General features: G+C 68.3%; 31 protein-coding genes. 9 read left to right on the top strand and 22 right to left on the bottom strand.

What is annotated here, in order from left to right:
• Positions 1–14: 14 nt before the first annotated feature.
• Positions 15–890 (bottom strand): lysostaphin resistance A-like protein, encoded by an 876-nt coding sequence (locus tag AC1DB1_RS10315; RefSeq protein WP_477200704.1) that lies wholly within the window; start codon positions 888–890, stop codon positions 15–17.
• Between the two features lie 193 nt (positions 891–1,083).
• Here AC1DB1_RS10315 and AC1DB1_RS10310 point away from each other — a divergent pair, with 193 nt between their 5' ends.
• Positions 1,084–1,380 carry a hypothetical protein gene (locus tag AC1DB1_RS10310; protein WP_477200703.1) on the top strand — a complete coding sequence of 99 codons (297 nt, stop codon included), beginning with the start codon at positions 1,084–1,086 and terminating at the stop codon, positions 1,378–1,380.
• 17 nt (positions 1,381–1,397) lie between these two features.
• Complete coding sequence (locus AC1DB1_RS10305; protein ID WP_477200702.1) at positions 1,398–1,655, top strand: hypothetical protein; 258 nt, start codon at positions 1,398–1,400, stop codon at positions 1,653–1,655.
• A 12-nt stretch (positions 1,656–1,667) separates the two neighbouring features.
• Here the strand turns inward: AC1DB1_RS10305 and AC1DB1_RS10300 are convergent, their stop codons facing one another.
• The 3 genes from AC1DB1_RS10300 to AC1DB1_RS10290 all read right to left on the bottom strand — a co-directional run bounded on the left by AC1DB1_RS10300 (position 1,668) and on the right by AC1DB1_RS10290 (position 5,963).
• Positions 1,668–3,539: a potassium transporter Kup gene (locus AC1DB1_RS10300; RefSeq protein WP_271177744.1), complete on the bottom strand. Its 1,872-nt coding sequence runs from the start codon at positions 3,537–3,539 to the stop codon at positions 1,668–1,670.
• A 246-nt stretch (positions 3,540–3,785) separates the two neighbouring features.
• Complete coding sequence (locus AC1DB1_RS10295) at positions 3,786–4,757, bottom strand: diacylglycerol/lipid kinase family protein (protein WP_477200701.1); 972 nt, start codon at positions 4,755–4,757, stop codon at positions 3,786–3,788.
• A gap of 66 nt (positions 4,758–4,823) precedes the next feature.
• Positions 4,824–5,963 carry an ROK family transcriptional regulator gene (locus AC1DB1_RS10290; protein WP_271177746.1) on the bottom strand — a complete coding sequence of 380 codons (1,140 nt, stop codon included), beginning with the start codon at positions 5,961–5,963 and terminating at the stop codon, positions 4,824–4,826.
• 232 nt (positions 5,964–6,195) lie between these two features.
• On the opposite strand from AC1DB1_RS10290, the gene AC1DB1_RS10285 reads away from it, so the two are divergent.
• The 5 genes from AC1DB1_RS10285 (at position 6,196) to AC1DB1_RS10265 (ending at position 12,202) form a co-directional block, all read left to right on the top strand.
• On the top strand, positions 6,196–7,125 hold the full coding sequence (locus tag AC1DB1_RS10285; RefSeq protein ID WP_271177747.1) for a carbohydrate ABC transporter permease: 930 nt from the start codon (positions 6,196–6,198) through the stop codon (positions 7,123–7,125).
• A gap of 9 nt (positions 7,126–7,134) precedes the next feature.
• Positions 7,135–8,133: a carbohydrate ABC transporter permease gene (locus tag AC1DB1_RS10280; RefSeq protein ID WP_271177748.1), complete on the top strand. Its 999-nt coding sequence runs from the start codon at positions 7,135–7,137 to the stop codon at positions 8,131–8,133.
• 47 nt (positions 8,134–8,180) lie between these two features.
• Complete coding sequence (locus AC1DB1_RS10275; RefSeq protein ID WP_477200700.1) at positions 8,181–9,521, top strand: ABC transporter substrate-binding protein; 1,341 nt, start codon at positions 8,181–8,183, stop codon at positions 9,519–9,521.
• 64 nt (positions 9,522–9,585) lie between these two features.
• A complete protein-coding gene (locus AC1DB1_RS10270) occupies positions 9,586–11,088 on the top strand; it encodes a glycoside hydrolase family 36 protein (protein ID WP_477200699.1) in 1,503 nt (500 codons plus the stop codon).
• 136 nt (positions 11,089–11,224) lie between these two features.
• The gene (locus tag AC1DB1_RS10265) at positions 11,225–12,202 is read left to right on the top strand and encodes an aldo/keto reductase (RefSeq protein WP_477200698.1); all 978 of its coding nucleotides are present in this window, start codon (positions 11,225–11,227) and stop codon (positions 12,200–12,202) included.
• Between the two features lie 47 nt (positions 12,203–12,249).
• Here AC1DB1_RS10265 and AC1DB1_RS10260 read toward each other — a convergent pair whose 3' ends face one another.
• Positions 12,250–12,432, bottom strand: a complete 183-nt coding sequence (locus AC1DB1_RS10260) for a hypothetical protein (protein ID WP_477200697.1) — start codon at positions 12,430–12,432, stop codon at positions 12,250–12,252.
• A gap of 209 nt (positions 12,433–12,641) precedes the next feature.
• On the opposite strand from AC1DB1_RS10260, the gene AC1DB1_RS10255 reads away from it, so the two are divergent.
• The gene (locus AC1DB1_RS10255) at positions 12,642–12,911 is read left to right on the top strand and encodes a hypothetical protein (protein ID WP_271177753.1); all 270 of its coding nucleotides are present in this window, start codon (positions 12,642–12,644) and stop codon (positions 12,909–12,911) included.
• Here the strand turns inward: AC1DB1_RS10255 and AC1DB1_RS10250 are convergent.
• The 15 genes from AC1DB1_RS10250 to AC1DB1_RS10180 form a co-directional block, all read right to left on the bottom strand.
• Positions 12,889–13,053: a hypothetical protein gene (locus AC1DB1_RS10250; protein ID WP_271177754.1), complete on the bottom strand. Its 165-nt coding sequence runs from the start codon at positions 13,051–13,053 to the stop codon at positions 12,889–12,891. The genes AC1DB1_RS10255 and AC1DB1_RS10250 overlap by 23 nt on opposite strands.
• Before the next feature lie 146 nt (positions 13,054–13,199).
• On the bottom strand, positions 13,200–14,177 hold the full coding sequence (locus AC1DB1_RS10245; RefSeq protein ID WP_477200696.1) for a PrsW family intramembrane metalloprotease: 978 nt from the start codon (positions 14,175–14,177) through the stop codon (positions 13,200–13,202).
• 121 nt (positions 14,178–14,298) lie between these two features.
• A complete protein-coding gene (locus tag AC1DB1_RS10240) occupies positions 14,299–14,943 on the bottom strand; it encodes a hypothetical protein (protein WP_477200695.1) in 645 nt (214 codons plus the stop codon).
• A gap of 1 nt (position 14,944) precedes the next feature.
• Positions 14,945–15,565 carry a methylated-DNA--[protein]-cysteine S-methyltransferase gene (locus tag AC1DB1_RS10235; RefSeq protein WP_477200694.1) on the bottom strand — a complete coding sequence of 207 codons (621 nt, stop codon included), beginning with the start codon at positions 15,563–15,565 and terminating at the stop codon, positions 14,945–14,947.
• Positions 15,562–16,047, bottom strand: a complete 486-nt coding sequence (locus AC1DB1_RS10230) for an RNA polymerase sigma factor (RefSeq protein ID WP_477200693.1) — start codon at positions 16,045–16,047, stop codon at positions 15,562–15,564. The genes AC1DB1_RS10235 and AC1DB1_RS10230 overlap by 4 nt, the downstream gene beginning before the upstream one ends.
• A 37-nt stretch (positions 16,048–16,084) precedes the next feature.
• Positions 16,085–16,597, bottom strand: a complete 513-nt coding sequence (locus tag AC1DB1_RS10225) for a methylated-DNA--[protein]-cysteine S-methyltransferase (RefSeq protein ID WP_477200692.1) — start codon at positions 16,595–16,597, stop codon at positions 16,085–16,087.
• A 208-nt stretch (positions 16,598–16,805) separates the two neighbouring features.
• On the bottom strand, positions 16,806–17,732 hold the full coding sequence (locus AC1DB1_RS10220) for a DUF2510 domain-containing protein (RefSeq protein ID WP_477200691.1): 927 nt from the start codon (positions 17,730–17,732) through the stop codon (positions 16,806–16,808).
• A gap of 260 nt (positions 17,733–17,992) precedes the next feature.
• On the bottom strand, positions 17,993–19,075 hold the full coding sequence (locus AC1DB1_RS10215) for an LLM class flavin-dependent oxidoreductase (protein ID WP_477200690.1): 1,083 nt from the start codon (positions 19,073–19,075) through the stop codon (positions 17,993–17,995).
• 37 nt (positions 19,076–19,112) lie between these two features.
• On the bottom strand, positions 19,113–19,772 hold the full coding sequence (locus AC1DB1_RS10210) for an NADPH-dependent F420 reductase (protein WP_477200689.1): 660 nt from the start codon (positions 19,770–19,772) through the stop codon (positions 19,113–19,115).
• A complete protein-coding gene (locus tag AC1DB1_RS10205) occupies positions 19,769–20,239 on the bottom strand; it encodes a MarR family winged helix-turn-helix transcriptional regulator (protein ID WP_271177763.1) in 471 nt (156 codons plus the stop codon). Before AC1DB1_RS10205 ends, AC1DB1_RS10210 begins: the two co-directional genes overlap by 4 nt.
• Before the next feature lie 95 nt (positions 20,240–20,334).
• A complete protein-coding gene (locus AC1DB1_RS10200) occupies positions 20,335–20,538 on the bottom strand; it encodes a hypothetical protein (protein WP_477200688.1) in 204 nt (67 codons plus the stop codon).
• Positions 20,535–20,975, bottom strand: a complete 441-nt coding sequence (locus AC1DB1_RS10195) for a VOC family protein (RefSeq protein WP_477200687.1) — start codon at positions 20,973–20,975, stop codon at positions 20,535–20,537. The genes AC1DB1_RS10200 and AC1DB1_RS10195 overlap by 4 nt, the downstream gene beginning before the upstream one ends.
• A 39-nt stretch (positions 20,976–21,014) precedes the next feature.
• Positions 21,015–22,460, bottom strand: coding sequence for a dihydrolipoyl dehydrogenase family protein (locus tag AC1DB1_RS10190; RefSeq protein ID WP_477200686.1), 1,446 nt, complete (start codon positions 22,458–22,460; stop codon positions 21,015–21,017).
• Between the two features lie 102 nt (positions 22,461–22,562).
• Positions 22,563–23,015, bottom strand: a complete 453-nt coding sequence (locus AC1DB1_RS10185) for a hypothetical protein (protein WP_477200685.1) — start codon at positions 23,013–23,015, stop codon at positions 22,563–22,565.
• 221 nt (positions 23,016–23,236) lie between these two features.
• Positions 23,237–23,818, bottom strand: a complete 582-nt coding sequence (locus AC1DB1_RS10180; RefSeq protein ID WP_477200684.1) for a mismatch-specific DNA-glycosylase — start codon at positions 23,816–23,818, stop codon at positions 23,237–23,239.
• Between the two features lie 127 nt (positions 23,819–23,945).
• On the opposite strand from AC1DB1_RS10180, the gene AC1DB1_RS10175 reads away from it, so the two are divergent.
• Positions 23,946–24,692, top strand: coding sequence for a class I SAM-dependent methyltransferase (locus AC1DB1_RS10175; protein WP_477200683.1), 747 nt, complete (start codon positions 23,946–23,948; stop codon positions 24,690–24,692).
• Here the strand turns inward: AC1DB1_RS10175 and AC1DB1_RS10170 are convergent.
• A complete protein-coding gene (locus tag AC1DB1_RS10170; RefSeq protein ID WP_477200682.1) occupies positions 24,689–25,987 on the bottom strand; it encodes an RNA polymerase sigma factor in 1,299 nt (432 codons plus the stop codon). The genes AC1DB1_RS10175 and AC1DB1_RS10170 overlap by 4 nt on opposite strands.
• Positions 25,984–26,346 (bottom strand): YciI family protein, encoded by a 363-nt coding sequence (locus AC1DB1_RS10165; protein ID WP_271177771.1) that lies wholly within the window; start codon positions 26,344–26,346, stop codon positions 25,984–25,986. Before AC1DB1_RS10165 ends, AC1DB1_RS10170 begins: the two co-directional genes overlap by 4 nt.
• Positions 26,347–26,356: the final 10 nt, after the last annotated feature.

Below are 26,356 nucleotides of genomic sequence, written 5' to 3'. Positions count from 1 at the left end.
ATGGATCGGCCGGGTCAGGCGAGCTTAGCGGCAGGTTCGACGAGGCCGTAGGCATCGGCACGGTCGACGCGACCGCGCACGAAGATGATCGGGATGATCGCGAAGATCATCACCGCGTAGTTCGCCAGTCCGGCGATGCCGGCGAGCGGTCCGGGATGCAGTGTCCCGCTGCTCGCATCCACACCGCCGGTCAGCAGGATGAGGCTGGGGTCGGTGGAGGCGTGGAGCAGGATCGGCCAGATCAGGTTGCCCGTCACGCGCAGCGTCACGTACATGACGATGCCGAACGCGAAGGTGTAGACGACCGTGAACGCGACCGCGATCGGGTTCTGGCCGGAGAGAACGTTTCCGGAGTGCATCGCCGCGAAGATGAGCGACGAGAGGAGCATCACGGAACGCTCGCCGTAGCCGCCGCGTCGGAGCAGGTTGACGGCGAAACCGCGGGTGAGGACCTCCTCGGCGAACCCGACGCACAGGCCTGTGAACAGCACGGCGACGACGGCGCCCGCGTCCCAGCCCGCGTAGTCCACACTGGCGAACCGCAGGATGTTGAACACCACCACGATGGCGACGCCGATCCACATCCACCACGATCCGCGGATCGGCTGCCGGGCGAAGAGCTCCTTGAGCCAGCCGATCGAGAGAGCGAAGAGCACGAGCAGGATGCTCCCCACCAGGATCGACGCGGCGATCGCGATGAAGACGCTCAGCCCGTTGGCGAGGACATCATGCTTGTCGACCGCGTCGCCGAAGGCCAGCCCGATGAGGAAGCCGGCGAGCTGATAGAGGCCGTAGTAGACCGCTGCGACCAGCAGGGCCTTCCACCAGCCGCCGCGGTCCCAGAACTGGCGCCACTTCGACTGCTGCTCCTGCTGAACCGACGATTCCACTGCCTGCACCCCTTGTTTCGTGGTCCCGCTCCGGGACAGTCACGCAACACTATCGGGCACGCGTTAACGAGACCGAGTCCGGCTCCTGGCGACGGCGAGTCTGCACATCTGTGCGCCAGATGCGAGCCCCTCGGATGTCAACCCCTGCACGCCACCCGCGACGACGAGTTCAATGGGCGGTATGGAAAGGCACATGGCGGTGATCCACCCGGCTCTCGGAGTCGAGGTGATCCAGTTGTCGCCGTCCGAATGGCGGGTCAGCGACATGCGCCATGCCGATCAGCACGACGGTCTCTCGCTTCTCGGCTTCATCGAGCAGCGCGGCCAGGGCTTCGAGATCACCGTCATCGGCGCACCAGGGAAACGCACGCATTTCCGCGACTTCACCGAGGCGCTCGAATGGCTGGCGACCCGACGCGATCGCTCGCCTCAGGCTGTCGGCCCCGTCCTGCCCCCACGGCTGCGTCCGCGCCGCCGCACGCCGCGCTGACGCGGGAGAACCGCGCCGTGACCCGGCACGAGACCTTCGTCTACACCGACCTCGGCGTGGTGGTGGTCGAGCTCTCGCAGACCGAGTGGGGTGTGAGCGGGATCGGCGACCGTGACGGCGGCGGCCGCGACGCCGGCGGCGCGTCGCTGATCGGCGTCATCCGGCAGACGGAGGCGGGGTTCGAGGTGACCGAGGTCGGGGCGCCGGGTCGGCGCTCCCGCTTCCGCACCTTTCCGGAGGCGCTCACGATGCTGAGCCGACGAACAGCACGGTGACGGGCGCGGACGTCAGATCTCGACGTCGCTGCCCATCGTGACCGTGCGGAGCGCCGGCAGCCCGAAACGGGCGGCGGGGTCAGCCGCATTGTGGGCGAGAGCGACGAACAACGAACGCCGCCACCGGACCATGCCCTTGTTCTTCGTCGTACGGATCGCTCCGCGCGAGATGAAGTACGAGGCGTTCTTGAAGTCGCCGGCGTGGAGGGGGAGGGCTCCGGCATGGCAGGCGGCGCGGAGCGCCCGCGGGATGTCCGGCTTGTCCGAGAAGCCGAAACGGATCGCCAGGTGCTCGATGCCGTCGTCGGCGTAGCCGAGATCGTCGTAGGTGAACGCCTCGGACGGCGGCACATGCGGCACCGGTGCCGTGGACACCGACACGATGATGACGTGCTCGTGCAGGACGTGGTTGTGCTTCACGTTCGCGCGCAGAGCGAGCGGAGTGCTGTCTTTGTTCGGATGCGGGAAGATGGCGACCCCGGGCACCCGTGGCAGGTTCTGCACGCGCACGTCCTCGATGAACTGGGCGAGCGAGCCCTCCTTCTTCTTCCGATCGTTCTGAACGAGCTGCCGGCCCCGGCGCCACGTGGTCATGATGGTGATGACCGCCGCGGCGATGAGCAGTGGCACCCAGCCGCCGTTCACGATCTTCGAGAGGTTGCCGGCGAGGAATGCCAGCTCGAGGCCGCCGAACACGACGGCGGCGGCCCCGATCTTCCATGGTCCCCAGCTCCAGAGCGGGCGGGCGACCAGCACGAGCAGCAGCGTGTCCACCACGAGGGCGCCGGTGACGGAGATGCCGTAGGCCGTCGACAACCGTTCGGAGGAGCCGAACGCGAGCATCACGGTCATGACGCCGATGAACAGCAGCGCGTTGATGGCGGGCATGTAGATCTGACCGCCCTCGCGCTTCGACGTCTGCCGGATGGTGAGCGGAGGCAGCACGCCGAGCTGCACGGCTTGCCGGGACAGCGAGAAGGCTCCGGAGATGACAGCCTGGCTGGCGATCACCGTGGCGACCGTCGCCAGGATGACCACGGGGAGTCGACCCCACTCCGGGATCAGCAGGAAGAACGGATTGGCCTTGGCGGCGGGATGATGCAGCACCAGCGCAGCCTGGCCGAGGTAGTTGATCGTGAGCGCGGGGAAGACGAGGAAGAACCACGCCCGGCGGATCGGCGAGCGCCCGAAGTGCCCCATGTCGGCGTAGAGAGCTTCCGCTCCCGTGATGACGAGCACCACCGCGCCGAGCGCGATGAACGAGATCGACGGATGCGAGAAGATGAAGACGACCGCGTAGGTGGGGGACAGTCCGAGCAGGACCGACGGATACTGGATCACCATGGCGAGGCCCGCGGCGGCCAGCACCACGAACCACAGCACCATGACCGGGCCGAAGAGACCGCCCACCTTGCCCGTCCCGAAGCGCTGGACGACGAACAGGCCGATCAGGATCACCGCGGAGATCGGGATGATCAGGTGCGCGATCGAAGGGACGGTGACCTGCAGGCCCTCGACGGCCGAGAGGACACTGATCGCCGGCGTGATGATCGAGTCGCCGTAGAACAGGGAGACCCCCACGATGCCGATCACGAGCAGGATGCCAGCCTTGCCCGCGCGTTTGGAGTACAGCCGCTGCGCGAGCGCGGCCAATGCCATCACGCCGCCCTCGCCGTCGTTGTCGGCGCGCATCAGGATGCCCAGGTACTTGATCGACACGATGATCGTGATGCTCCAGAACATCAGCGAGATGACGCCGAACACGTCGCTCTCGTTCGCGCGCACAGCGCCGCCGTCGAGGAGGAAGACCGTCTTCAACGCGTACAGCGGGCTCGTTCCGATGTCGCCGAAGACCACCCCGAGCGCAGCGATCGCGACCGCCACGAGCGGCCCTCGAGCGTGCCCGGTGACCGGAGGGATACCCGGCTGATTCCTGTGTCCCGAACCGGCGCTATCCGGCCGGGTCGAAACCGACCGGGTCATGTGACCCTGCTGCGCCACGGGCGGCGAAACCAGCTACCTTGCATTTTCGCAACGTTACGCCTGTCTGGCGTGCATTCGGTCCGCATCGCTCGAGTACACGGCGAGTTGGCATAAGCCGTGTCGACGAGGGGGTGCCCGTTGCGCCCGTCAGGTGGCCGGGACCTTGATCGCGAGCCCGAGGTGGTCCACCGTCAGCCGCAGGGCGGTGACGAGGCCGAAGCTGTCGCCGTCGAGCTCGACCTCCTGCGGAGACTCGAACCGGGCCGTCATCGTCTCCGACTGCGCGTACTGAAGGGCTTCGTGTTTCGGTGCGCCGGCCAGGATGATCCGTCCCGTCTTGGTGCGGTGGAGGAAGCGGTTGAAGGCGAGACGAGAGCCGATGCGCGCCCAGCCGGCGAGGCGCCGCGGTCGCATCACGATCACGTCGAGCAGTCCGTCATCGACCACGGCGTCCGGGAGGAGCAGGACGTTCGCGGTAAGGGTGCCGCAGTTGCCGACGATGACGGTGTGCACCTGGGCGGAGCGGCGCCGGCTGTCGCCGAGGCGGTAGTCCATCGGGAAGCGGGTGTTGGTGAGGACGGAGCGCGCGATGGGGTCGGCGTAGGCGAGCCATCCGACCCGTCGCTTGAGTTCGGGGCTTGTCGCCGTCGCCATCCGGGCGTCCAGGCCGATGCCGGCCATCACCAGGAACGCGGCCTTCGAGACTGCGCCGTCCTCACGCCGGAGTTCGGCGAGAGCGATGTCGATCATCCGGTCGTGGCCGGTGAAGGCCGTGTGAACGGCGTGCGGGAGGTTGTTGAGCGTCAGCCGCAGGTTGCGCGCCAGGAGGTTGCCGGTTCCGGCGGGTGCGAGCGCCAGCGGCACTCCGCTCCCGCGCATGGTCTCGGCGACCGCCCGCACGGTACCGTCGCCGCCCGCCACGATGACGACGGACGCGCCGGCCTCGAGGGCCACGCGGGCGACATCCGTGCCGGGGTCCTCGATCGACGTCTCGAACCACAGGGTCGGCGCCCAGCCGGCGGCCGTCTCCTCCTGCGCGACCGCAGCGCGGAGGGCGCGCTCGTTCGTCTTGACAGGATTGAAGATCACCGCGGCGCGCGGGCGCCCTGGATCAGACATATCAAAATCCTAGGGGCGTTGTGTGACCGTTCCGTTTCGGAGAAGGGCGACCACCCCTCGACGGAGTCAGGGGGAGCGGAGGAGCGTCTGCGTCGCGGCCGGGTCGGGGAACGCCTCGCGCTCGCGTACGGCGCTCTCGAGCAGGGCGTCGAGGTGTCCGGCGGCGAGGCTGATGCCGCCCATCGCGACGGCCTCGGAGCCGAGCGTCGATGCCGTGACGCTCGGGGGGAGCGGGACGATCTCGCGCAACGTCCGCTCGAAGCGCGGGAGGAACACGTCGGCCGCGGGCGAGCTGCCGCCACCGATCACGACCAGGTCGGGGTCCAGCGTCAGCACCATGGCCGCCGCCCCGGTGGCGAGGTCGTCGGCGAACTCGTCGACCGCGGCCAGGGCGGCCGGGTCTCCGGCGCGGGCGGACTCGAAGATCTCCTCGCGGGACGGGCGCGGCGAGGTCAGCACCGAGCTGCCGTAGAGCTCGTTGAGTTCGGCCCAGCGCAGCTCGGGCATCTCGCCGACGATGCCGGCCGCGCCGTGCACCCCACGGTGCACCTTGCCGTCCACGATCGCGGCCCCACTGGTCCGGATGCCGCAGAGGACGTACACGACGTCGGAGAAGTGCTGCGCGGCGCCGATCGTGAGTTCCGCGTGCGCGCCCAGGGCGACATCGCCTTCGACGAGCACCACGGCGTCGAACTCCCGGCCGAACCGCTCGCGCAGGTCGAGCCCCACCCAGCCGGGCATGCCCGTTCCACCGAAGTGCGAGACGACGCCGTCGCTGCTGATCGCGCCGGGGGAGCCGACGGCGACCGCCCACAGGGAGCCGCGATCGAGGCCGAGCGAGTCGAGCAGCCGGTCGCTCACCTCCAGGGCCGTCGACACGCGCACGGAGGCGTCGGCGTCTTCATCGATCGACGCGGTCAGGTGCCCGCGCACCTCGCTCGTGAGATCGGTGACGACGGCGTAGATGTGGTTGGCGCCGACGTCGATCGAGAGGAAATGCCCCAGCGCAGCCGCGACGCGGTATGACGCGGCCGGACGGCCCAGGCGTCCTTCAGCCGCTCCCTCGAACGCCTCGAGCCAGCCCATCTCGACGAGATCGTTGACCACGGCATCCACGGCGGTGCGGGAGAGGCCCGAGCTGCGGGCGAGGTCGCGCATCGTCGCGGGGCGGGCCATGACCTCACGCAGGATGCCGAGCGAATTCATCCGGCGCAGGAGGGATCGACTCCCGGTGGGCCCGAAGGCCGACTGAACTACAGCCTCTCGTGACATGTTCCCTTTCCTGCTTGCGCTTTATAACGGCAACTTGCATAATTAACGCGATCACCAGAACTTTACCGCGAGCGAAGCCCGCTGTGGAGCTCAAACCCCGGTGTCTTCCAGCATTCAACGAACGTGCGCCAACGACGGTTCCTTCACTCGTGGCGCTGGAGGTCCTATGTCAGCCCTTCTGTCCAGAGCGCCGGCTCGCAGCGTTGCGCCCGGCCTTCCGCGACGCCGTCGGCGCGACGACCGCAAGGTCGCCTGGCTGTTCATCGCGCCGGTGCTCGTCGGCTTCGTCGTCTTCTATCTCTACCCGACGGTGCGCGGGGTGTGGTGGTCGTTCACCGACTACTCGCTGCTCGGCGACCCGAAATTCGTGGGCATCGCGAACTACGCGGCGGTGCTCCAAGACGGCGAGTTCTGGAACTCGATGGGCGTCACGCTCTACTACGTCGTGTTCAACGTCACGACGCAGACCGTGCTCGCCCTGCTGCTCGCAGCGCTCATGCACCGCCTGACCCGCTCGGTGGTGCTGCGGACGACGCTGCTGCTGCCGTGGCTGGTGCCGAACGTGACGGTCGGCCTGATCTGGCTGTGGCTGCTCGACACCAACCTCGGCTTCGTCAATCACGTGATCACGTCGATGGGGCTGCCGGCTGTCGGCTTCTTCACCAACCCGGCGTTGAGCATCCCGACGATCTCGATCGTGAACACGTGGGCGTTCACCGGCTACACGGCCCTGCTGTTCTACGCGGGCATGCTGCAGATCCCGAGCGACCTGTACGAGAGCGCGTCGCTCGACGGCGCAGGGGAGTGGCGGCTCTTCACCCGCATCACCCTGCCGCTGCTGCGGCCCATCCTGGCGCTCGTGCTGGTGGTCTCGCTGATCGGGTCGTTCCAGATCTTCGACACGGTCGCGGTGACGACGAAGGGCGGCCCGGTGAACGCGACGAGGGTCATCTACTACTACATCTATCAACAGGCGTTCAACTACTTCCATATGGGCTACGCCGCGACGATGGCCATCGTCCTCGTCCTCGTCCTCGGCATCCTCACCGCGGTGCAGCTGCGCCTGCTCCGTGCCTCCGAATCCCAGCTCGCCTAGGACCCGCTCATGACAACGACAAAGCCCTCCGTTCCCCTCGTCACCGCCCCGGCGGCCGCCGGCGCGATCGCGAAGACCGCGACGACATCCACGTCATCCACATCATCGAAGAAGACGGCCGGGCGCGTGCGCCGCCCCTTCTCCCTCGGACGCACCCTCGGATGGATCGTGCTGATCGTCTCGCTGGTGCTGACGATCTTCCCCTTCTACTGGATGCTCAAGACCGCGCTGACGCCGGCCGCCGACGTCATCAGGGACTCGGGCTCGCTGTTCCCCGGCAGCCCGACGATCATCAACTTCGCACGCGTGCTCGGCTTCCTCACCCCGGCGCAGGATCAGGCCGCCGGCGGATCCGGTGCATCGATCAACTTCCTGCTCTACCTGTGGAACTCGATCATCTACTGCGCGCTGATCGGCTTCTTCCAGACGCTGTTCTGCGCGATGGGCGGATACGCGTTCGCGCGGCTGCGTTTCCCCGGCCGCAACATCCTGTTCGCCATCCTGATCGCTGCCCTCATGGTGCCCGGCATCTTCACACTGCTGCCGAACTTCGTGCTGGTGCGCGACCTCGGGCTACTCAACAACGTGTTCGGGATGGTCGCCCCGAGCCTGCTCATGACGCCGTTCGCCCTCTTCTTCCTCCGTCAGTTCTTCCTCAACATCCCGGTCGACGTCGAAGAGGCGGCCCTGCTCGACGGCGCCGGCAAGGCGCGCGTGTTCTGGCGGATCGCGCTCCCGATGAGCAAGGGGCCGCTCATCACGATCGGCCTCATCACGGTGGTCTGGGCGTGGAAGGACTACCTGTGGCCCCTACTGATCGGCCGCGACGAGAGCGTGCGCACGATGACCGTCGCCCTCGGCGTGTACCTGCAGCAGTCCCCGAACACGCAACCCGACTGGACCGGACTGATGGCGGGCTCGACCCTCTCGGTCATCCCGGTGCTGGTGCTCCTGATCTTCCTCGGCCGCCGCATCGTGGAGTCCCTCAACTTCACCGGCATCAAGTGATCCACCCAACCCCCAACGCACCATCAATCACACAGAGAGAGAAACAGATGAACAAGGTACGTCGCGTCGCCGCCATTGCTGCCGCCGCCGCACTCCTCGCCGGTGTTTCGGCCTGCTCGTCCTCCGGGTCGGGCTCTGACGCCAAAGTCACCCTCCAGTACTGGATGTGGGACGACACCCAGGTGCCGGCCTATCAGCAGTGCGTCGACCAGTTCGAGAAGGAGAACCCGAACATCACCGTCAAGATCAGCCAGTCGGCGTGGGGTCAGTACTGGACCAACCTGACGACGCAGATCGCCGCAGGGAGCGCCCCCGACGTGTGGGTCGACCAGGTGTCGTACTACCCGCAGTTCGTGCAGGACAAGCAGATCGTCGACATCGAGCCGTACGTCAAGAAGGACAACATCGACCTGAGCCAGTACGTCGAGGGGCTGCCCGAGCTGTGGAAGGTGGGCGACGCCCGTTACGGGCTGCCGAAGGACTGGGACACGATGGGCCTGGTCTACAACAAGGCCGATCTGAAGGCGGCGGGCATCGATGAGGCCTCGCTCGCGAACCTCACCTGGAACCCGACCGACGGCGGAACGTTCGAGCAGACGATCGCCAAGCTCACGGTCGACAAGAACGGCCACAACGGGCTCGACCCCGCCTTCGACAAGAACAAGGTCAAAACGTACGGCTTCCTGCCGGAGTGGGCGGACGGATCGCAGGGCCAGAACGGCTGGGGCAACCTCGCCGTCTCGAACGGCTGGACGTACGCGGACAAGAACCCGTTCGGCACGAAGTTCAACTACGACGACAGCAAGCTGACCGACACGGTCGCGTGGCTGGCCGGGCTCTCGGGCAAGGGCTACGCGCCCAAGCTCGACACGCAGTCGACGCTCGCGCGCTCCGAGGTGCTCGAGAACGGCGGCGGAGCGCTCACCACGCTCGGCTCGTTCAACCTCGCGGCGTACAAGGGCAAGACCGACCAGTACGGCTTCGCCCCGCTGCCGATCGGGCCCGAGGGTCGCAAGTCCGCGATCAACGGCCTGTCCGACGCGATCTACGCCGGATCGAAGCACAAGGACGAGGCCTGGAAGTGGGTCTCGTACCTCGCGTCCTCCGACTGCCAGAACACCGTGGCCGCCACCGGTGTCGTCTTCCCCGCCATCAAGGAGGCCTCGGAGAAGTCGGCCGCCGTGCGTGAGAAGGTGGGCCTGAACGCCAAGGTCTTCCTCGACGAGCAGCAGGCGAAGGACGGCACGTTCATCCTGCCGATCAGCTACCACGGCACCGAGCTGAGCCAGATCGTTCAGGACGCCATCCAGAGCGTCGCCCTGGGGTCGGCGAAGGCGGCGCCCGCGCTGACCAAGGCCAACGACCAGGTCAACGCCCTCTTCAAGTAGTCCGTTCGTTCGATCGCGGGGGCGGTGCTGAGCCGCCCCCGCGACCCGCGTAGAAAGATCGTCCATGCTGCACACCTTCGACTTCGGAACCGTCCGGATCCCCGCGAACGTCTCCGGTCACCCCACGAGCACCCCCTCGGGCTACATCGTCCCCGCCGGTCCGCTCGCCCTCCTGCACCCCTTCGGCGACACCGAGTTCTACCGCCACGGCTGGAACTCGTGGAGCCCCAGTGGCTGGGCGCGCACCGACGGCGCGACCATCGGGATCAAGAACAGTCCGCGGCGACTCCTGACGGCCGATGACGCGGTGAACGAGACGCCGCACGCCCACTCCGGCAGCGCGGTCGGCGCGGTCGCCGGTCCGGACGGGAACGTGCTGCTCGTCGGCGCCCTCGGGCTGGGGACCCCACGGGTCGGCGCGGACGCGAACGTGCTGTGGGCTCGAGGTGAGGAGGATGCCTCCGACTGGTTCGTCGCCTACGGACCCGAGCGCACGGTGTTCGCCGACTACGCCGATGCCGTGTCGGAACGCCTGGGACGCCGATCGCAGCGCGCCGGCACCGTCTGGAGCAGCTGGTACTCGTTCTTCGAGGACATCGACGAAGACCTCGTGGCGCGCACGGTGTCGGACCTCGCCGGCTATCCGTTCGACGTCTTCCAGCTCGACGACGGCTGGGAGCCCATCGTCGGTGACTGGACCGCCGGTGCGAAGTTCCCGTCGGGGATGGCGGCGACCGCGTCGCGCATCGCCGACGCCGGCTTCCGCCCCGGGCTCTGGCTTGCGCCGATGATCGCTCTGCCGGACTCAGACATCGCGCGCACCCGCCCGGATCTGCTCGTGCAGGACGACGACGGGCGGCCGCTGGTCAGCGGCTACAACTGGAACTCGCACTACTACTCCCTCGACACCACGCAGAGCGAAGTGAAGGACCACCTGCGCGAGGTGTTCGAGCGCGTCGTCGGCTGGGGGTTCGGGTACCTCAAGCTCGACTTCATGTACGCGGGGGCGATCACCGGCAACCGCCGGGAGAACGTGCACCGGGAGACGGCGTACCGGGACGCCATCCGGCACATTCGGGAGGTCGTCGGCGACTCGATGTACCTGCTGGGGTGCGGGGTGCCGATGCTCCCGTCGGTGGGTGTGTTCGACGGCACCCGGGTCGGCCCGGATGTCGGCGCGTTCTGGGACAACGCCGAGCGGGCCGACGATCCGTCGGGTGTCGGCGCACGCAACTCGCTGGTGGCGTCGATCAACCGTGTGTGGATGAAACGGCTCTACGAGGTGGACCCCGACGCGATCTACTTCCGCTCGGCGCGCAGTCTGCTCTCCGAGGGGGAGCGGGAGGTGCTGCGCGACACGGCGGCGATCCTCGAGTTCCGCTCGACGTCCGACCCGGTCGAGTGGCTCACGACGGAGGAGCGCGCGCAGCTGATCGACTACATGGAGGAGACCGCGGTGATCGAGCAGACGGGCCGCTACGCGTTCCGCATCAACGGTCGCGAGGTCGATCTGACGCCGATCGTGACGGGCACGTCGGCGACCGAGGCCGCCTCCGTCGTCGTCTGAGTTTGGTCGAGGGGTGGCCCGCTCTCGTTGAGGGGTGGCCCGCTCTCGTTGAGGGGTGGCAAATCCGGGCTCGCCCGGCGTGTTCAGGCGCATTTGCCACCCCTCAACGAAAGGCGGCGGGGGATAGGGTCGGAGGATGCGCTACGTGAACCTCGGCGGTACAGGACTGAAGATCTCGGAGGTCGTGCTCGGTTGCATGAGCTTCGGCGAGCCGAACCGGGGCGCGCATCCGTGGTCGATGGGGGCTGAGGAGAGCGAGCCGTTCATCCGGGCGGCCCTCGAAGCCGGAATCACGACGTTCGACACCGCCGACGTGTACTCCGACGGCACGAGCGAAGAAATCGTCGGCGCGGCCCTCGGCGCCCACGCGTCGCGCGACGACGTCGTGATCGCGACCAAGGTGCACGGGCGGATGGGGCCGGGGCCGAACAGCGCGGGACTGTCGCGAGCGCACATCCTGTCGGCGATCGATGCGAGCCTCCGCCGTCTCGGGACCGACTACGTCGACCTCTACCAGATCCACCGGTGGGATCCGGAGACGCCGATCGAGGAGACGATGGAGGCGCTGAACGACGTCGTGCGTGCCGGCAAGGCGCGCTACATCGGGGCGTCGTCGATGTGGGCGTGGCAGTTCTCGAAGGCGCAGCACGTGGCGCGAGCACAGGGATGGACGCCGTTCGTCTCGATGCAGGATCAGTACAACCTGGTGCAGCGCGAGGAGGAGCGGGAGATGCATCCGCTCTGCGAGGACCAGCGCGTCGGTGTGCTGCCGTGGTCGCCGCTCGCGCGCGGACTGCTGACGCGCGACTGGGGAACGACGACCGACCGCTCGGAGACGGACCGGTTCGGGCAGACGCTGTACCGCAGCACGGAGGAGTCCAACCGGCGGATCGTCGAGGCGGTGGCCGCCGTCGCGGCGGCGCGCGGGATCTCGCGGGCGCAGGTGGCGCTGGCGTGGGTGCGGCAGCAGAGCGCGGTCACGGCTCCGATCGTCGGCGCCACGAAGATGCGGCACCTCGAGGATGCGGTGGCATCGGTCGACGTGACGCTCACCGAGGACGAGCTCGCGCAACTCGAAGCGCCGTACACCCCGCGGGACCCGGAAGGCTTCTGAGCCCGGCCCGGGCGGGGCATCCGGCGGCGTGAACAGCTAGGCGAGCGTCAGGGCCACTCGGTGCCGGGTTCTTCCCTCTCCTCGTCCGTCTCGTCTTCGTCGTCTTCGTCGTCGCTCGTCACGATGTGGGACGGCTCCACGAAGCCGTCGGCGTCGTACGGCGTTCGACCGCCCGCCACCAGCTCATCCACGTCGAGGGCATCGTCATCGTCATCGAATCGGTCGGTCATCTGCGGTCCTCCATCCACTGGCTCTCTCGGCTCCGTGCGTTCTGGTGCCTGTTCTACGCCCCCGCCGACGCAAGCGCCAGCACGCCGACGGAGGCGTTTCCGTTGAGGGGTGGCAAATCCAGCCCCTGCCGGCGTGTTTACCCCGATTTGCCACCCTTCAACGGGAAGCTTGGGGAGCGCGACATTCGAACGTATGTTCTAATGGTGTCGTGGACCGCCCGAAGCCCATCCGTTACGACCGCGACACCTGGCTGGTGATGCGGAACGACGACGTGCTGCCCAAGGCGGTCGTCAAACGGTTCACCGATCGCAGGGGCGTTGACCAGTACCTGCTCGTCAAGTGGGATCTCGACCCGGCGAAGAGGACCTTGATGGCCGTGTGTGATTCGCTCGAGAAGGCGGACGGGCTCGTGCTCTACAACAACCACAATCCGCTGGGATTCTGGAACGGTCCGCCTAATCGCCACCCGGCCGGCTGACCTCGTTGGCGATCCGGATGATGACCCGCGCGCGCACGGCTGCCCAGTAGACGGCGGCGACGTAGTCCCCGGCCTCCTCCGCGTTCAGCATGCGGTCGGTGACGACGACCAGGGCCTCGCTCGAGTTGCCCGTCGAGTCCATCCTCATCCCTCCCGCTCGGCCTCGAAGATCATTGTCCACATAATGAGTTCTACTCACTATTTACGAGAGTACGCGTATCGCTGACGCTGCAATGACCCCACAACGGGTGTCGCGCGGAGAGCGGGCGGGATGGCGCATCCGGCGTGTCAGGGCAAGGGCAAGGGCACGGGCACAGGCGCCAGCCAGAGCTGTTCGGCCCGTTTGAAGTGCCGGAGGATCAGCCAGAGGGTGATGATGCCCGCGGCCGAGATGATCGCCAGTCCCACGATGTAGAGCACGGTGGCGAGCGCGGCGATCGAGTTCTGGGTGGCCGTGGTCAGGAAGCCGTTCTGCAACTCCTGCATCGCCTCGCCGTTCAGCAGCAGGGCGATGAACGAGGCGACCTCGGATGACGAGTCCCACAGCGCGTGCAGCAGGGCGCTGACGGCGTAGGTCAGGAGGATCCACGCCGACCACCGGAAGCGCGGCCGCAGGTGCGCGCAGCCGAAGAGGACCGCTCCGAAGATGGCGGTCCAGAGAACATGCCCCACGGGCGCCAGCGTCGCACGCACGACCTCCGTCTCGAGCAGTGAGAAGAGGTCGATGCCCTGCGTGGTGATCGCGGCGTTGAAGGCATAGCCCGCCGACTCGAAGGCGGCGAACCCGGCCCCGATCGTCGCGCCGAGCAGCGCGCCCTGCTTCGCCGTCTTCGGCACGACCCGCCAGCCGATGATGATGAGCAGCACGCCCTTCACGAACTCCTCGATCAGCCCGACGAGCCCGTAGACCCAGAACGTCTGCTGCAGGGGGAATTCGAGGAGGGATGCGCCGAGCACACCGAAGATGCCGCCGACGAAGAACGCGAGGATCAGCTGAAGCGTGCTGATCGATCCGGTCACCCGTTCGATGACGAACAGCACGACGCAGAACGGCACGAGGAAGCTGCCGAGCAGAATGAGCGTCGGCACGAGGTTGGTGTTGCCGGTGATCGCGGTGACGACGATGGTCACGATCCACAGCGCGAGGCCGGCGAGCAGTGTCTTCCACCACCAGCCGTGGTGATGGTGCGGGTGATGCCGGGTCTGCGTGGGGAGCGGGATGCCGGAGACGTCGACGGTTGCGGCAGAGGTGGCGTGAGGGCTCATCGGAATGCTCCTGTCTGCGCGCGCTGGATGGCGGCGGAACGATGGGACCATCGTCCTCCTGTCGTGCCCGGCGGGGGAAGGGTCCCGGCGCAGAGGCCGGGGGCGACACGCCCTGTGTGCGCTACGGGCGGTGACCGGGATCCAGCACCCGCCCGTTCGCAGCCGAGTGATCGATCTGAACCGGGTAGCCGCTCCCGATCACCGCGACGCTCGACGGCGGCGTGATCACGGTCGCGTCGCCTCTCCGCGGCCGGTCGGTGTGCCGCTCGTAGCCGGACGTCGTCCACTCGACGAGCTCGTCGGCGAGCACCAACCACGGGGCATCGCCGACGGAGACGAAGGTGCCGGCGGGCAGGTCTGCCCACGGCATCCGGTGCAGTCGGCGGCGGTGCGTGCCGCGCACGATCCGCTCGGCGTGCAGTTGCCGGTTCATCTCCTTCGCCGGCGGCAGGGCGACGCCGAGGCCCTCCGCCCACGCCGCGCGATACGCGTTGTAGCTCTCGCGGCGGCACTCGGCGCAGGGCCGGTGGCCGGCGGCGAGCGACACGGCCTCGTCGAAGAAATACAGGTACGTGTACCGTCCCGGCTGCCATTGCTCGTGCCACCGGCCCCGGAACTGCAGCTCGCACGTGATCCAGAGATCGCCGGCATGGTTCCGGACGATCTCGTGGCCGCGGTGCAACTGCCCGCGGTTGCCGGTCCACGCGCCCCGCGTCGGCGTAGCGATGATGTCGCCGAACGGGGTGACGCGGTTGCGCTCGGGCACGTCAGGCCGCGCCTTCGAACCGAAGCAGAATCTGCTTCGCTTCGGGGCCGCCGGCGTAGTTGCCGAGGGTGCCGTCCGAGCGCACGACGCGATGGCAGGGGAGCACGACGGGGAGGGGATTGGTCGCGCAGGCCGTTCCGACCGCTCGCACGGCGCGCGGGTTGCCGACGAGCGAGGCGACCTGTCCGTAGCTGCGTGTCTGGCCGTACGAGATGTCGGGCAGCTGCTGCTGCACGAGTCGACGGAAGCCACGCGAGAGGCTGAAGTCCAGCGGAAGGTCGAAGGTGTGGCGGGTGCCGGCGAAGTACTCGTCGAGTTCGCGCGCCGCAGCATCCAATCGATTGCCACTGCGCAGGATGCGCGGACTGATCCGGCTGGCGATCGTCTCCAGCACATGGTCGTGCCCCTCGATCGCGTAGGCGACGCGGACCAGGCCGCGCGGGGTGGCCGCGAGCAGCAGGGGCCCGACGGGAGTGTCGACGGTGCGGTAGCTGACGTCGAGCAGGTCGTCGGCGGCTGCGGCATCCTCGAGCCGTCGGTGCAGTCGCTCCAAGACAGCAGGATCGATCGCCGAGCTCAAGGACTCTTCGATCAGGGGCTGCGGAGTGGGGGTGGGGTTCATGAGCGGATGTCCTCCCGCTGGGTCTCGAACTGCGTGCGGAGTGCGGCGATGCCGTCGGAGGCGGCGCGGCGTGCGGCGGCCGCCGTCCCGCCGATCAGGTCGGCGATCTCGGCGTAGGGGAGACCTGCGCCGTAGTGGTACGCGATGGTCTCGCGCTGCTTGTCGGGGAGGCGGGCCACCGCATCCCAGAGCTCGTCGCCGTCATCCGGCACACCGAGCGTCGATGCGCGTTCCGGTGGGTCGGCCATCGGGATGGCGTGCCGTGCGCCGGCGCGGAGGATGTCGATGCACTTGCGATGCGCGATGGTGACGAGCCAGGCCTCGGTGTTGGCGGTCTCGGGCAGCTCCGGATAGACGCGGAGCGCGGCCAGAAAGGTGTCGGACCAGGCATCGTCGGCATCGTGCATCCCGACCATGCTGCGGCAGACGCGGAGGACCGCCGCGCCGTGGTCGGCGACCAGCTGCTCGAACGGTCTCTTCATCGCTCCCGTGCTCCCGGTGCCTTTCGCCCGGCCACCGTCAGAACAGTCTGCCTGCGGTGACGACCGGCGCATCCTCGAGTTCGAGGAGACGCTGCTTGCGCTCCAGGCCGCCAGCGTAACCCGTGAGCTTGCCGCTGGTGCCGATCACCCGGTGGCAGGGGACGATGATCGACAGCGGGTTGGAGCCGACGGCTCTGCCGACCATCCGGGCAAGCGAGCGGTCGCCGAGTCGTTCCGCGATCTCGCCGTAGGTGAGGGTCTCGCCGAACGGGATCTCGTTCAGGATGGCCCACACGCGCTGCTGGAACGGGTCGCCCTCGGTCGCGGTCTTCAGGGTGAATTCGGTGCGTTCGCCGGTGAGGTACGCGTCGAGCTGTGCGGCGGCCTCGGAGAGCACCGGATCGGCGGCGGCGTCGACCTCGATACCGCGGGCCGCGCGCTCGATGCTGACCCAGTGGTGCGGGAAGTAGATGCCGATCAGTGCGTCGTCGGAGGCGACGAGCGTGAGCTCGCCGATGGTCGTGGTGATGGTGGCGTGACGGTCATACATGAGAGGTCGTGTGCTCCTCGGTTCGCGGTTGCCTTCACTTGGTAGACGCGCCAGCGGCGGGGAATGTGAGGTCGTGAGGCTCGTTCGTTCGTTCCACTCTCCATCAGGCGCGTGTCGGTGGCTCGCGGAAATGCGACATGCTCCTGCGCGGACCCCTTTAGGGGATGGCGCGCGAGATCAGAGCTGGTGCGGTCGAGCAATCGGCGACTCAGTCCGCGTTCCTCCGGTGGTCCGTCCACTGCGTTCCGTCCCACCAGCGCTGGATGCCGCGGAGTTCGACATCCGGATACCAGCCGGCCGGCGCAATGACGGGCGGAGGCGGGGGAGGAGTGGGTGCGGGCGGCTGCTCGGTGCCAGGTACCGACGCCGGATGCGCGGCCGCGGGCATCGCGATCGGGGCCTCCGCAGCCGGCTGAGCAGGTGTCGCGAACCCGACGGTCGCGGCGGTCGCCGGTGTCACGCCTTGCGCCCGGATCCGCGCCTCGACCTCTGCGGCCTTCCGCTTCAGGAACTCGTTGTAGTGGCGACGCCCGAAGCGCGTCCCGAGGAGTGCGGCCAGCAAATAGAGAAGATGGCCGATCACCACGCCGAGGTAGAGGTAGCCGATCATGTCTGCGCCGAACACCTGGATGACGAACGAGAGCGAGATGCCGACGATGAGAGTACGCACCGCGAACGTCGCGACCACGATCACGGTCATCCATAGGTAGGGACGCGGACCCAGGTAGTTCGACAGCCAGGCGGCCGCGAAGAACACTCCAACAGTTCCTACCAGGGTTACGAGCAATGTTCCGGTCGTATCGAGACCGAGCAGCGCGATCAGAATCCCGGCGATCGTGTCGTACACGAGTAGTGCGGCCGTGGCGAGGACCACAATGAGGCCGACGGGGCGGTCCAGGTTGCCCGCCCTGATCTGCGTGACATCCCTCTGGAGATTCCGGCGCTTGCGGTTGGCGATCAGGGCGATCGTCGCCGGAACCGCGCCGGCCACGGCTGTCGCGGTGCTCGCGACGCCCTGATCGATGCGCAGAATGCCGCAGATCGCTGCCGTCAGCAACAGCGCGGCCACGCCGACCAGCACCCCGACCGGTGACTGCTCGGAGAACCGCGGCTTCGCTTCGGCAACGTTGCTCATGGGCGCCTCGTTCGCATGGTTCGCGGTTCCAGCGGGAGTGCACGTTCCCTTAGGACGCGGCTTGCACACCCCTGCGCGCACCTCGCCGTACGACGCTCTCGCTGGAACACTACAAATCTCCTCGGGTTATGAGGAATTGTCAACAAGTCCGCTCCCGCCGGGAAGGAGGACGCGTTGAGGGGCGGCTAACTCAGCCAAAACCGTGGTTTTGGGTGAGTTAGCCGCCCCTCAACGAAAAGCGACCCCCGACGGGCCGCCGCCTAGGCCGCCGAGGCGGTCGTGGGCGCCGACGCCGCGAGCAGCTCGCGCACCTGGGGCACGACCTCCTCGCCGTAGAGCCGGATGTTCGTCAGCAGTGCGTCGTCGGAGAGGCCGCCCATCGCGTACTTGAGGTCGAAGCGGTTGGCGTTGACCGTCGTCATGCTGCGTGCGATCTTGGTCGCGACCGTCTCGGGCGAGCCGACATACAGGGAGCCATCCGGGCCGATCTCGTGCAGGAACGACGCCTCGGTCGGAACCGCGAAACCGCGGGTCTTGCTCACGCGCCGGATGACCTCGAGGTAGCGCGGCCAGAACTCTTCACGGGCCTGCTCGTCGGTCGCGGCGACGTGTCCGGGGGAGTGCAGTCCGATCGGCTTCGGGGTGTGACCGAACTGTTCGAGCGCCTGCAGGAACAGCTGCGAATACGGCGCGAAGCGGCCGACGGGGCCGCCGATCACGGCCAGCATGAGCGAGAACCCGTAGCGTGCGGCACGGACGACCGACTCGGGGCTGCCGCCGACGCCGATCCAGGTCGGCAGGGGTGTCTCGAGGTGCGGGACGACATCCTGATCTTTCAGGGCGGCGCGGGTGCGGCCCTCCCAGGTGACCGGACCACCCTGCAGCAGCTGCGCGAAGAGGTTGGTCTTCTCCTCGAAGAGGTCCTGGTAATCGGCGAGGTCGAAGCCGAACAGGGGGAACGAGTCGATGCTCGATCCGCGGCCGAGGATCACCTCGGCGCGACCATCCGAGATCGCGTTCAGCGTCGAGTAGCGCTGGAATACGCGCACCGGGTCGTCGGAGCTGAGCACGGTGACGGCGGAGCCGAGGTGGATCTTGTCGGTGCGGGCGGCGATCGCAGCCAGCACCGTGTCGGCGGCCGACAACGGCATGTCGTCGGTGTGGTGTTCGCCGATGCCGAAGAAGTCGAGGCCGGCCTGCTCGGCGGCGACGCCGTGTTCGACGAGGTTCCGGATCGTCTGGGCGTGAGAGAGGGGATGCCCGGCAGCGTCGAAGGTGACGTCGCCGAAGGTGTCGAGGCCGAATTGCAGAGGAAAGGCGGGAGTGGGGGTTTCGGTGTTCATTTGTGGTTCTTTCTGGTGATGGTGATGCGCCGCGGCGTCAGGCAGCGGCCCGAACCGACACGGCCTGGTCGAACTCGTCGGCGGTGAGCCGCGCGCCGAATACGGGACCACCGGGCTCGAAGGCGACGCCGTCGCGCAGGTTGTCGAGGGCGATCACGTCGTAGCCGATCGCGTCGACGAGTGTTCCGACGAGCGCGGCCGCCTCGGGGTCGTCCGAGGCGACGCCGAGCGCACGGCGCTCCGCGGAGCCGGCCGGACGACGTTCCTCTTCCATCTCGTGGTAGCCGATGTGGTTGAAGGTCTTGACCACGGTCGCGTCGGGCAGCAGGTTCTGCACGACCTCGCTGCTGGTCAGCGGGGTGTCCTCGAAGAGGGGCTGCACCCCGTCGGTGGGCGCCCAGTAGTTCATCGTGTCGATGACGATCTTGCCGTCGAGCATCCGGTGGTCGAGTGACGGGAACCGGTGCAGCGGGATGGCGAGCACGACGATGTCGGCCTCCGCGACCGCCTCTGCGGCCCAGGTAGCGTGTGCGCCGGGCATCAGAACGGTTGCGATCAGGGCGATCTTGGCCGGATCGCCGGATGCCGCGACCGAGACCTCGTAGCCGGCGTCGAGCATCACGCGCGCGAGCGCAGAACCGACGTGGCCGACCCCGAGGATGGCGACGCGGGGACGTCCCAGAGTGATCCCGGTCATGATTCGTGTCCTCCCACGGTCTCGAGATGTGTGCGGACCGTGCCGAGGGCGTCGGCGAGGTGCGCGACCTGCTCGGCGCTCAGGGCGTCCGCGAAGTAGTGCTTGACGGCGCGCAGGTGCGGTCCGGATGCGCGCCGCAGCGCGTCGATCCCGTCGTCGGTGAGCACGACGAAGGCGCCGCGGTTGTCGCCGGGGCATTCCTCGCGGCGCAGCAGCCCGCGCCGTTCCATCCGGCCGAGATGGTGCGAGAGGCGACTGCGCTCCCAGTCGATGGCGTCGGCGAGTTCCGAGGAGCGCAGTGTGCGATCGGCGGCCTCGGTGAGCGCGAGCAGCACGGCGTAATCGCCGGGGGAGAGGGCGACCTCCTGCAGTTGCGCGGCGAGGAGCCGGCGCAGGTCCGTCGTCGTGTCCATCAGCGAGCGCCACACCGCGAGCTCGTCGTCTGTCAGACGCTCGGGGTTGACCATGATGACCTCAGTTCATTGACGTGTCAGCAAAGTAGTTGACATGTCAGTAAACGGTGGGTCGGCCGGAATTGTTCCCGCGCCTGGCGTGCGGTCTTCTACCCTGTGCGGACCAGCCGATAGCCGGCCGCGCGCAGGGTCTCCACCATGTGCGCGGCATACCATTCGGGCCACTGCTCGTCGTAGACGCCGTTGAGCTCGGTCTTCTCGTGCACGCCGTGCGCGTCCGCCGCCTGCTTCAGGTGGTCGAGGATGACCGGGGTCATCTCCTCATCGCTGAGGGCCTCGTTCGTGTCGCTCATCGTCCCGGGAGCCTCGTCTTGATCTCCTGCAGAAGCCAGCCGTTGCCATCCGGATCATCGAACGAGGCGAACGAGCCGTACGACTTGCCTTCGGGCGCCGGGCCGGTCACGCGGTCCTTCAGACCGGCGTGATGGAAGACGCCCGTGACATCGTGGAAGATCTCCGACACCGCGACGCCCGCCTTCACCAACGCATCCCGGGCCTCCTCGATGTCGAACACGGTCAGCTGCAGTCCCTGAACCGAGCCGGGAGGGGTGTCGACCAGGCCGGTGCCGAAGATGATGGACGCCTCCGACTCCGGCGGGGTGAGCTGGACGATGCGGTAGCTGTCGTCGACGGCGAAGTCGGCGTCCAAGCGCCAGCCGAGTTTCGTCGCATAGAACTCTTTCGCCCTGTCCACGTCGGAGACGGGGAGGAGGACGACTTCAAGCTTCATGTACATACGGTCACGACTCCTTATCGGTTGGCTTGCGCGTTATCGGTCGGCTTGCGCGGCTTTCCTCTTGTTCAGCCGGTACGTCTCCAGCAGCCGCAGCCAGATCTCGCTCACCGTCGGATACGACGGCACGGCGTGCCACAGCCGGTCGATGGGGACCTGCCCGACGATGGCGGTGGTCGCGGCGTGCAGCAGGTCGCCGACATCCGGGCCGACCAGCGTCACGCCCAGCACCACGCGCCGGTCGTCGTCGACGACCATCCGGGCCTGTCCCTTGTAGCCATCGGCCCGCACCACGGCGCCGGCCACCCAGCCGATGTCGTAGTCGGCGACGCTGACCGTGTAGCCGGCCGCGCGCGCTGCCGCCTCGGTCAACCCGACGGATGCGACCTCCGGCTCGGTGAACGTCACCTGCGGCACCGCCTCGTGGTCGGCCGTGGCGACGTGTGCGCCCCACGGTTCGTCGAAGACCTCGTCGCCGTTCGCGCGGGCGACGATCACCTCGCCGACGATGCGCGCCTGGTACTTGCCCTGGTGCGTGAGCAGCGCGCGGTGGGTCACATCTCCGACGGCGTAGAGCCAATCGAAGCCGGGCAAACGCATCGTGTCGTCGGTCGGCAGCCAGTCTCCGGGTTTCAGGCCGACCGTCTCGAGGCCGACGGCTTCGGTTCGCGGCTTGCGGCCGGTTGCGACCAGGATCTCGTCGGCGACGATCGGGTCGCCGCCCTCGATGTCGAGGTGCACCCCGTCGGCGGCGCGCTCCACCTTGGTGACGTTCGTGTTCAGCAGCACCGTCGCGCCTTGCTCCCGCAGTGCGTCGGTGACCAGCTCGCCGGCGAACGGCTCCACGGCGGTCAGCAGGCCGTGCCGGGCGATGAGTGTGACCTCGCAGCCGAAACCCGCGTAGGCCGTCGCCATCTCGGTCGCGACCACTCCGCCGCCGAGGATGGCCAGGCGCTTGGGGACTTTTTTGACACTGGTGGCGTCGCGGCTGGTCCACGGGGCGCTGCCGGCGAGGCCGGGTGTGTCGGGGATGACCGGATCGGAGCCGGTCGATACCACTACCGCCGCGCGGGCCGTCAGCAGTGTCGTCGAGCCGTCCGCTGCGGTGACGTTCACCTGCTTCTCGCCCGCGAGCTCGCCGTGCCCGCGGATCAGGTCGATTCCGGTGCTGTCGACCCAGTCGACCTGGCTCTGGTCGTTCCAGTCGTAGACGAGTCGATCGCGGCGCCGCAGCACGGCCTCCACATCGAGCGCGCCCGTCACCGCCTCCGCCGCGCCCTCGACCGCCTGCGCCTCGCGGATGCTCTGAGCCGGCCGCAGCAATGCCTTCGATGGGATGCACGCCCAGAACGAGCACTCCCCGCCGACGAGCTCGTGCTCGATCAGCGCCGCCGACAATCCGCCCTGCACCGCTCGCTCCGCGACGTTCTCGGCAACTGCGCCCCCGCCGATGATGATGACGTCGTATTCGCTGCGCTGCATACTGTTTCCCCTGTCCTGTCGTGTCGTGTCGTGTCGTGTCGTGTTGCTGTGTCAGGCGTTCATGCGGCGGCGGCGGCGGCGGCGGCGGCGGCGGTGGCGGGACTAGTAGTCGAAACTGTCGTCCGCATCCTCCGACCAGAGTCCGGTGCCGGCCCCGTAGTCGTAGGGGAAGAGAGCAGCGGCGAGGGGGGAAGCGACGATCAGCCCGGCGATCGTCGCGAGCAGCACGTTGTCTCCGCTTCCCTCCGCACCTTGGGGTCCGAGGATGCGGAGCAGGCTGCCCGGTCGCCGTGTCTCGGCGTCGGTGGCCACCCGGGCGAGCGTGGCCGGCGTGGCGTCGATCGGCCGGTCTTCCGGTGTCGCCGCATGGTCGACGAACCGCTGGAAGACGACATCGCGCTGCTCGTCGGAGAGCTTCGCGAACGCCTCGAGGTGCATCTTGGTGATCATGTCGGGCTGGGCCGTCGCGAGCAGATACTCGTACCGCTCGACGGCGACGTCGTCGTCGCGTGAGTGGCCGTCATCATGCTTCGGATGTCTCTTGAACAGTGACATCGGCTGTCCTCTCATGGAGCGACCGGGGACCGTGATGGTGCCCGAGTATAGCCCCGACCTCCGCCACGGCGTCAGGGCCCGGAAGCGTCCCCGTCGCGCCTGCCGCGACCTGACCTGCCTGCGATCGAGTCGGGGATTAATCGCACCTTTCGAGGTCCACGCGTGAATATCCCCCGACTCGATCGCAGGTCGACTCGATTACGGGTGGACTCGATCGCAGGTCAGGCGACCACCGGGTAGGGGTCGATGCCGGCGGCGACCGCCACCTCGCGGTACGCGGCAGCGAGGTCGGCCAGCGACGCGTGCGCGTTCAGCCCGCTCGGGTTCGGCACGACCCAGACCTGCGACGAACCCCAGTCGAGCGGCTGACGGCCGACCAGCGCCTTCGGCTCGTCGAAGGCGATGCGATAGGCGCTGATGCCGAGGAACGCGACGACCGAGGGCCGGATGTCCGCGACGCGCTCACGGAGCGCCGCCCCGCCCTCGCGCAACTGCGCCGGGGCCAGCTCGGCGGCGCGCGCCGTCGCTCCCGGAACGATGCAGGTGATGCCGATCCCGCGATCCTCCAGCTGCCGCACGTCGGCCGGGTCGAAGCCGGAGGACGCGTCGATGACGTGGTCCGTGATGCCGGCCCGGAACAGCGCGGGATAGAAGCGGTTGCCGCGCCGGGCGAAGTGGGCCTGCACGGCGACGGTGAGCAGCCCCGGATTGATCCCGACGATCAGCAGTCGTGTCGGCCGCGGGATGAGGTCGGGCAGAGTCTTGCCGGTGAAGGCCTGCAGTTCGGCCTGGCTGAATCGCATCGTTCCGCTTGCTCCCATCCGTTCCGTCTGCCGTGCTCGCGCCCTTCGACCCGAGAACGTCAGTCACCTCACGATCTTGGCCGATCGAGCGCCTGTTCGGTTCTCGGCGACCGTGCCATCATCGGGTATGGCCACGCCGGACCCGATGCACTTCGACGCGCTCGCCGAGCTCTACGAGCGGGCCCGACCCGCCTATCCGGATGCTCTGTGGAGCCGCCTGCGTGAGCTGGGCGCGCTGCGCACCGGTGATCGCGCCGTCGATCTCGGCGCCGGCACCGGGCAAGCGACGGGTCCGTTGCTGCGAGCGGGGCTCGAGGTGACGGCGGTCGAACCGGGCGAGCGGCTGGCCGCACGGCTCCGCGAGCGCTATCCGGCCGCGACGGTGCAGGTGGCGCGTGCCGAAGACGCGGTGCTCGCTCCGGGATCGTTCGAGCTCGCCGTTGCCGCCACGTCCATCCACTGGATGAAACGGGAGGTCGTGCTCCCGAAAGTCCACCACGCTCTGACCGCAGGCGGCCGGTTCGCCGTGTGGCGGAACGCCTACGGTGATACGTCGGTAGCAGTGACACCGTTCCGCGAGCGGATCGAGGCGATCGTCGCCCGGCGTGACGCTCTCGAACGACCGGGCCCCAGCGAGCTGGAGACCGATCGGTGGGCGCGCGAGCTCACGGCCGGCGGCCACTTCGCGATCGAGTTGATCGAGGAGCTCCGCTGGAGCACAGACCTCGACGAGCAGCAGGTCCGCGGGTTCTTCACCACGTTCAGCGATTGGTCCCCGGCAGAGGCCGACGAGGCGGCCATCGCGGTGCGGGAGCTCGGCGGCCTGGTCACCGAGCACTACGTCACGCCCCTGATCGTGCTCGCGAAGCGCTAGCGAGACGATTCTCGAGCCGTGTTTCGCACCTGAGCGATGCGCTCGCTCAGAAACGTCCGCTCAGTCTCGTTGGCGGTCAGTTCGCGCGCCCGCTCGAGCGCGACCACGGCTTCGTCGTCGCGGCCCAGTCGCAGCAGCAGCTCGGCCACGATCGCCGGCAGGTAGGGATAGCCGGCGAGCCGCGCATCCTGTTGGAGTTCCTCCAGCTCGGCCAGCGCCTGCTCGGGGCCGCGCACCATCGACAGCGGCACCGCGCGATTCACGGCGACGACCGGCGATGGCCACGTGACGAGCAACGCGTCGTAGAGCTCGACGAGCTGCGGCCAGTCGGTCCGCTCGTAGGTGGGCGCTTCGGCGTACAGCGAGGCGATCGCGGCCTGCAGTACGTAGCGCCCGGCGCCGCCGACGCGCAGGCCGTCCACGATCAGGTCGTGCGCTTCGGCCAGCGCGCTCCGATCCCACTGCGAGCGGTCCTGATGTTCGAGCCGAACGAGCCGGCCATCCGGGTCGACCCGCGTCGAGCGGCGGGCGTCCGTGACCAGGATGAGCGCGAGCAGCCCGCGCACCTCCGGCTCGTCGGGCATCAGTTCGCGGAGCATCCGGGCGAGAGCCAGCGCCTGATCGGCGAGTTCGGTGCGCATCAAAGACGCGCCAGACGGAGACGTGTGACCGGTGGTGAACAACAGGTGGATGACGCCCAGTACGCCGCGCAGGCGGTCGGGCAGCTCGGCGGCGGCCGGCACGCGATACGGGATCCGGGCCGTCACGATCTTCTTCTTGGCGCGCGTCATCCGGGCGGCCATCGTCGGCTCCGGCACCAGGAACAGCCGCGCGATGTCGGCGGTCGGAACGCCGCACACCAGGCGGAGCGTCAGGGCCAGCTGGGCGTCCTGGGCGAGGGCCGGGTGGCAGCAGAGGAAGATCAGGCGCAGCCGCTCATCCGGGATGTCGGCGGCGCGATCGTCGGCGACGGGTGCGAGCTCGGCCACGAACGCGTCCGGCCCGTCCGTGGCCTCCGGCTCGAGCAGCAGCGGCAGTTTCGTCCGCAGCGCGCTCTCTCGCCGGATCGCGTCGACGGCGCGACGGCGGGCGGCCGTGGTGAGCCACCCCTCCGGATTCTCGGGGATTCCGTCGCGCTGCCAGGCCGCCACGGCCGAGACGTACGCCTCCTGCACGGCCTCCTCCGCGAGGTCGAGGTCGCGCGTGACGCGCACCGTCGTCGCCAGGACACGGCCCCAGCTGCGACGGTGCGCATCCGCGATCGCCGCGCGCACGGCGGCGGCGGCGTCCGTCATCCGTCGACGGCGGCTCTGTCGACGATGAAGCCGCCTTCGACGGGCCGCACCTCGACGCCGCCGCCCTGCTGGGTGATCGGGTTGCGTCCGGCGATCTCCAGCGCGGCATCCAGGTCGGGTGCCTCGATCACATAGAAGCCGGCTACGACTTCTTTGGCATCGATGAAGGGACCGTCGGTGACCGCGTCACTTCGGATCGAGGTCGCCGTGGTGGCGGCCGGGTGCAGCGCGAAGGCCGCGACCATCGCGCCCGACCCGACGAGTTCGTCGGCGTAGCGGCTGTGCGCGTCGCGATCGTCGGTGGTCAGGTTCTCGTCGGCGGGGTTCTTCGTGTAGATCAGGACCGCGTACTGGGCCATGGGGTTCTCC

The sequence above is a fragment of the Leifsonia sp. 10N434 genome (assembly GCF_056394405.1).
This window is presented reverse-complemented; position numbering and strand designations above follow the sequence as displayed.

What these genes read in the sequence shown, in the direction of transcription:
- AC1DB1_RS10265 (WP_477200698.1), top strand. Translation starts at nt 11,225, where the DNA reads ATGCGCTACGTGAACCTCGGCGGTACAGGACTGAAGATCTCGGAGGTC.
- AC1DB1_RS10175 (WP_477200683.1), top strand. Translation starts at nt 23,946, where the DNA reads ATGGCCACGCCGGACCCGATGCACTTCGACGCGCTCGCCGAGCTCTAC.
- AC1DB1_RS10220 (WP_477200691.1), bottom strand. Translation starts at nt 17,732, where the DNA reads ATGAGCAACGTTGCCGAAGCGAAGCCGCGGTTCTCCGAGCAGTCACCG.
- AC1DB1_RS10260 (WP_477200697.1), bottom strand. Translation starts at nt 12,432, where the DNA reads ATGACCGACCGATTCGATGACGATGACGATGCCCTCGACGTGGATGAG.
- AC1DB1_RS10235 (WP_477200694.1), bottom strand. Translation starts at nt 15,565, where the DNA reads ATGAACCCCACCCCCACTCCGCAGCCCCTGATCGAAGAGTCCTTGAGC.
- AC1DB1_RS10310 (WP_477200703.1), top strand. Translation starts at nt 1,084, where the DNA reads ATGGCGGTGATCCACCCGGCTCTCGGAGTCGAGGTGATCCAGTTGTCG.
- AC1DB1_RS10205 (WP_271177763.1), bottom strand. Translation starts at nt 20,239, where the DNA reads ATGGTCAACCCCGAGCGTCTGACAGACGACGAGCTCGCGGTGTGGCGC.
- AC1DB1_RS10270 (WP_477200699.1), top strand. Translation starts at nt 9,586, where the DNA reads ATGCTGCACACCTTCGACTTCGGAACCGTCCGGATCCCCGCGAACGTC.
- AC1DB1_RS10180 (WP_477200684.1), bottom strand. Translation starts at nt 23,818, where the DNA reads ATGCGATTCAGCCAGGCCGAACTGCAGGCCTTCACCGGCAAGACTCTG.
- AC1DB1_RS10210 (WP_477200689.1), bottom strand. Translation starts at nt 19,772, where the DNA reads ATGACCGGGATCACTCTGGGACGTCCCCGCGTCGCCATCCTCGGGGTC.
- AC1DB1_RS10165 (WP_271177771.1), bottom strand. Translation starts at nt 26,346, where the DNA reads ATGGCCCAGTACGCGGTCCTGATCTACACGAAGAACCCCGCCGACGAG.
- AC1DB1_RS10195 (WP_477200687.1), bottom strand. Translation starts at nt 20,975, where the DNA reads ATGAAGCTTGAAGTCGTCCTCCTCCCCGTCTCCGACGTGGACAGGGCG.
- AC1DB1_RS10200 (WP_477200688.1), bottom strand. Translation starts at nt 20,538, where the DNA reads ATGAGCGACACGAACGAGGCCCTCAGCGATGAGGAGATGACCCCGGTC.
- AC1DB1_RS10190 (WP_477200686.1), bottom strand. Translation starts at nt 22,460, where the DNA reads ATGCAGCGCAGCGAATACGACGTCATCATCATCGGCGGGGGCGCAGTT.
- AC1DB1_RS10250 (WP_271177754.1), bottom strand. Translation starts at nt 13,053, where the DNA reads ATGGACTCGACGGGCAACTCGAGCGAGGCCCTGGTCGTCGTCACCGAC.
- AC1DB1_RS10245 (WP_477200696.1), bottom strand. Translation starts at nt 14,177, where the DNA reads ATGAGCCCTCACGCCACCTCTGCCGCAACCGTCGACGTCTCCGGCATC.
- AC1DB1_RS10225 (WP_477200692.1), bottom strand. Translation starts at nt 16,597, where the DNA reads ATGTATGACCGTCACGCCACCATCACCACGACCATCGGCGAGCTCACG.
- AC1DB1_RS10170 (WP_477200682.1), bottom strand. Translation starts at nt 25,987, where the DNA reads ATGACGGACGCCGCCGCCGCCGTGCGCGCGGCGATCGCGGATGCGCAC.
- AC1DB1_RS10295 (WP_477200701.1), bottom strand. Translation starts at nt 4,757, where the DNA reads ATGTCTGATCCAGGGCGCCCGCGCGCCGCGGTGATCTTCAATCCTGTC.
- AC1DB1_RS10280 (WP_271177748.1), top strand. Translation starts at nt 7,135, where the DNA reads ATGACAACGACAAAGCCCTCCGTTCCCCTCGTCACCGCCCCGGCGGCC.
- AC1DB1_RS10215 (WP_477200690.1), bottom strand. Translation starts at nt 19,075, where the DNA reads ATGAACACCGAAACCCCCACTCCCGCCTTTCCTCTGCAATTCGGCCTC.
- AC1DB1_RS10185 (WP_477200685.1), bottom strand. Translation starts at nt 23,015, where the DNA reads ATGTCACTGTTCAAGAGACATCCGAAGCATGATGACGGCCACTCACGC.
- AC1DB1_RS10285 (WP_271177747.1), top strand. Translation starts at nt 6,196, where the DNA reads ATGTCAGCCCTTCTGTCCAGAGCGCCGGCTCGCAGCGTTGCGCCCGGC.
- AC1DB1_RS10275 (WP_477200700.1), top strand. Translation starts at nt 8,181, where the DNA reads ATGAACAAGGTACGTCGCGTCGCCGCCATTGCTGCCGCCGCCGCACTC.
- AC1DB1_RS10230 (WP_477200693.1), bottom strand. Translation starts at nt 16,047, where the DNA reads ATGAAGAGACCGTTCGAGCAGCTGGTCGCCGACCACGGCGCGGCGGTC.
- AC1DB1_RS10290 (WP_271177746.1), bottom strand. Translation starts at nt 5,963, where the DNA reads ATGAATTCGCTCGGCATCCTGCGTGAGGTCATGGCCCGCCCCGCGACG.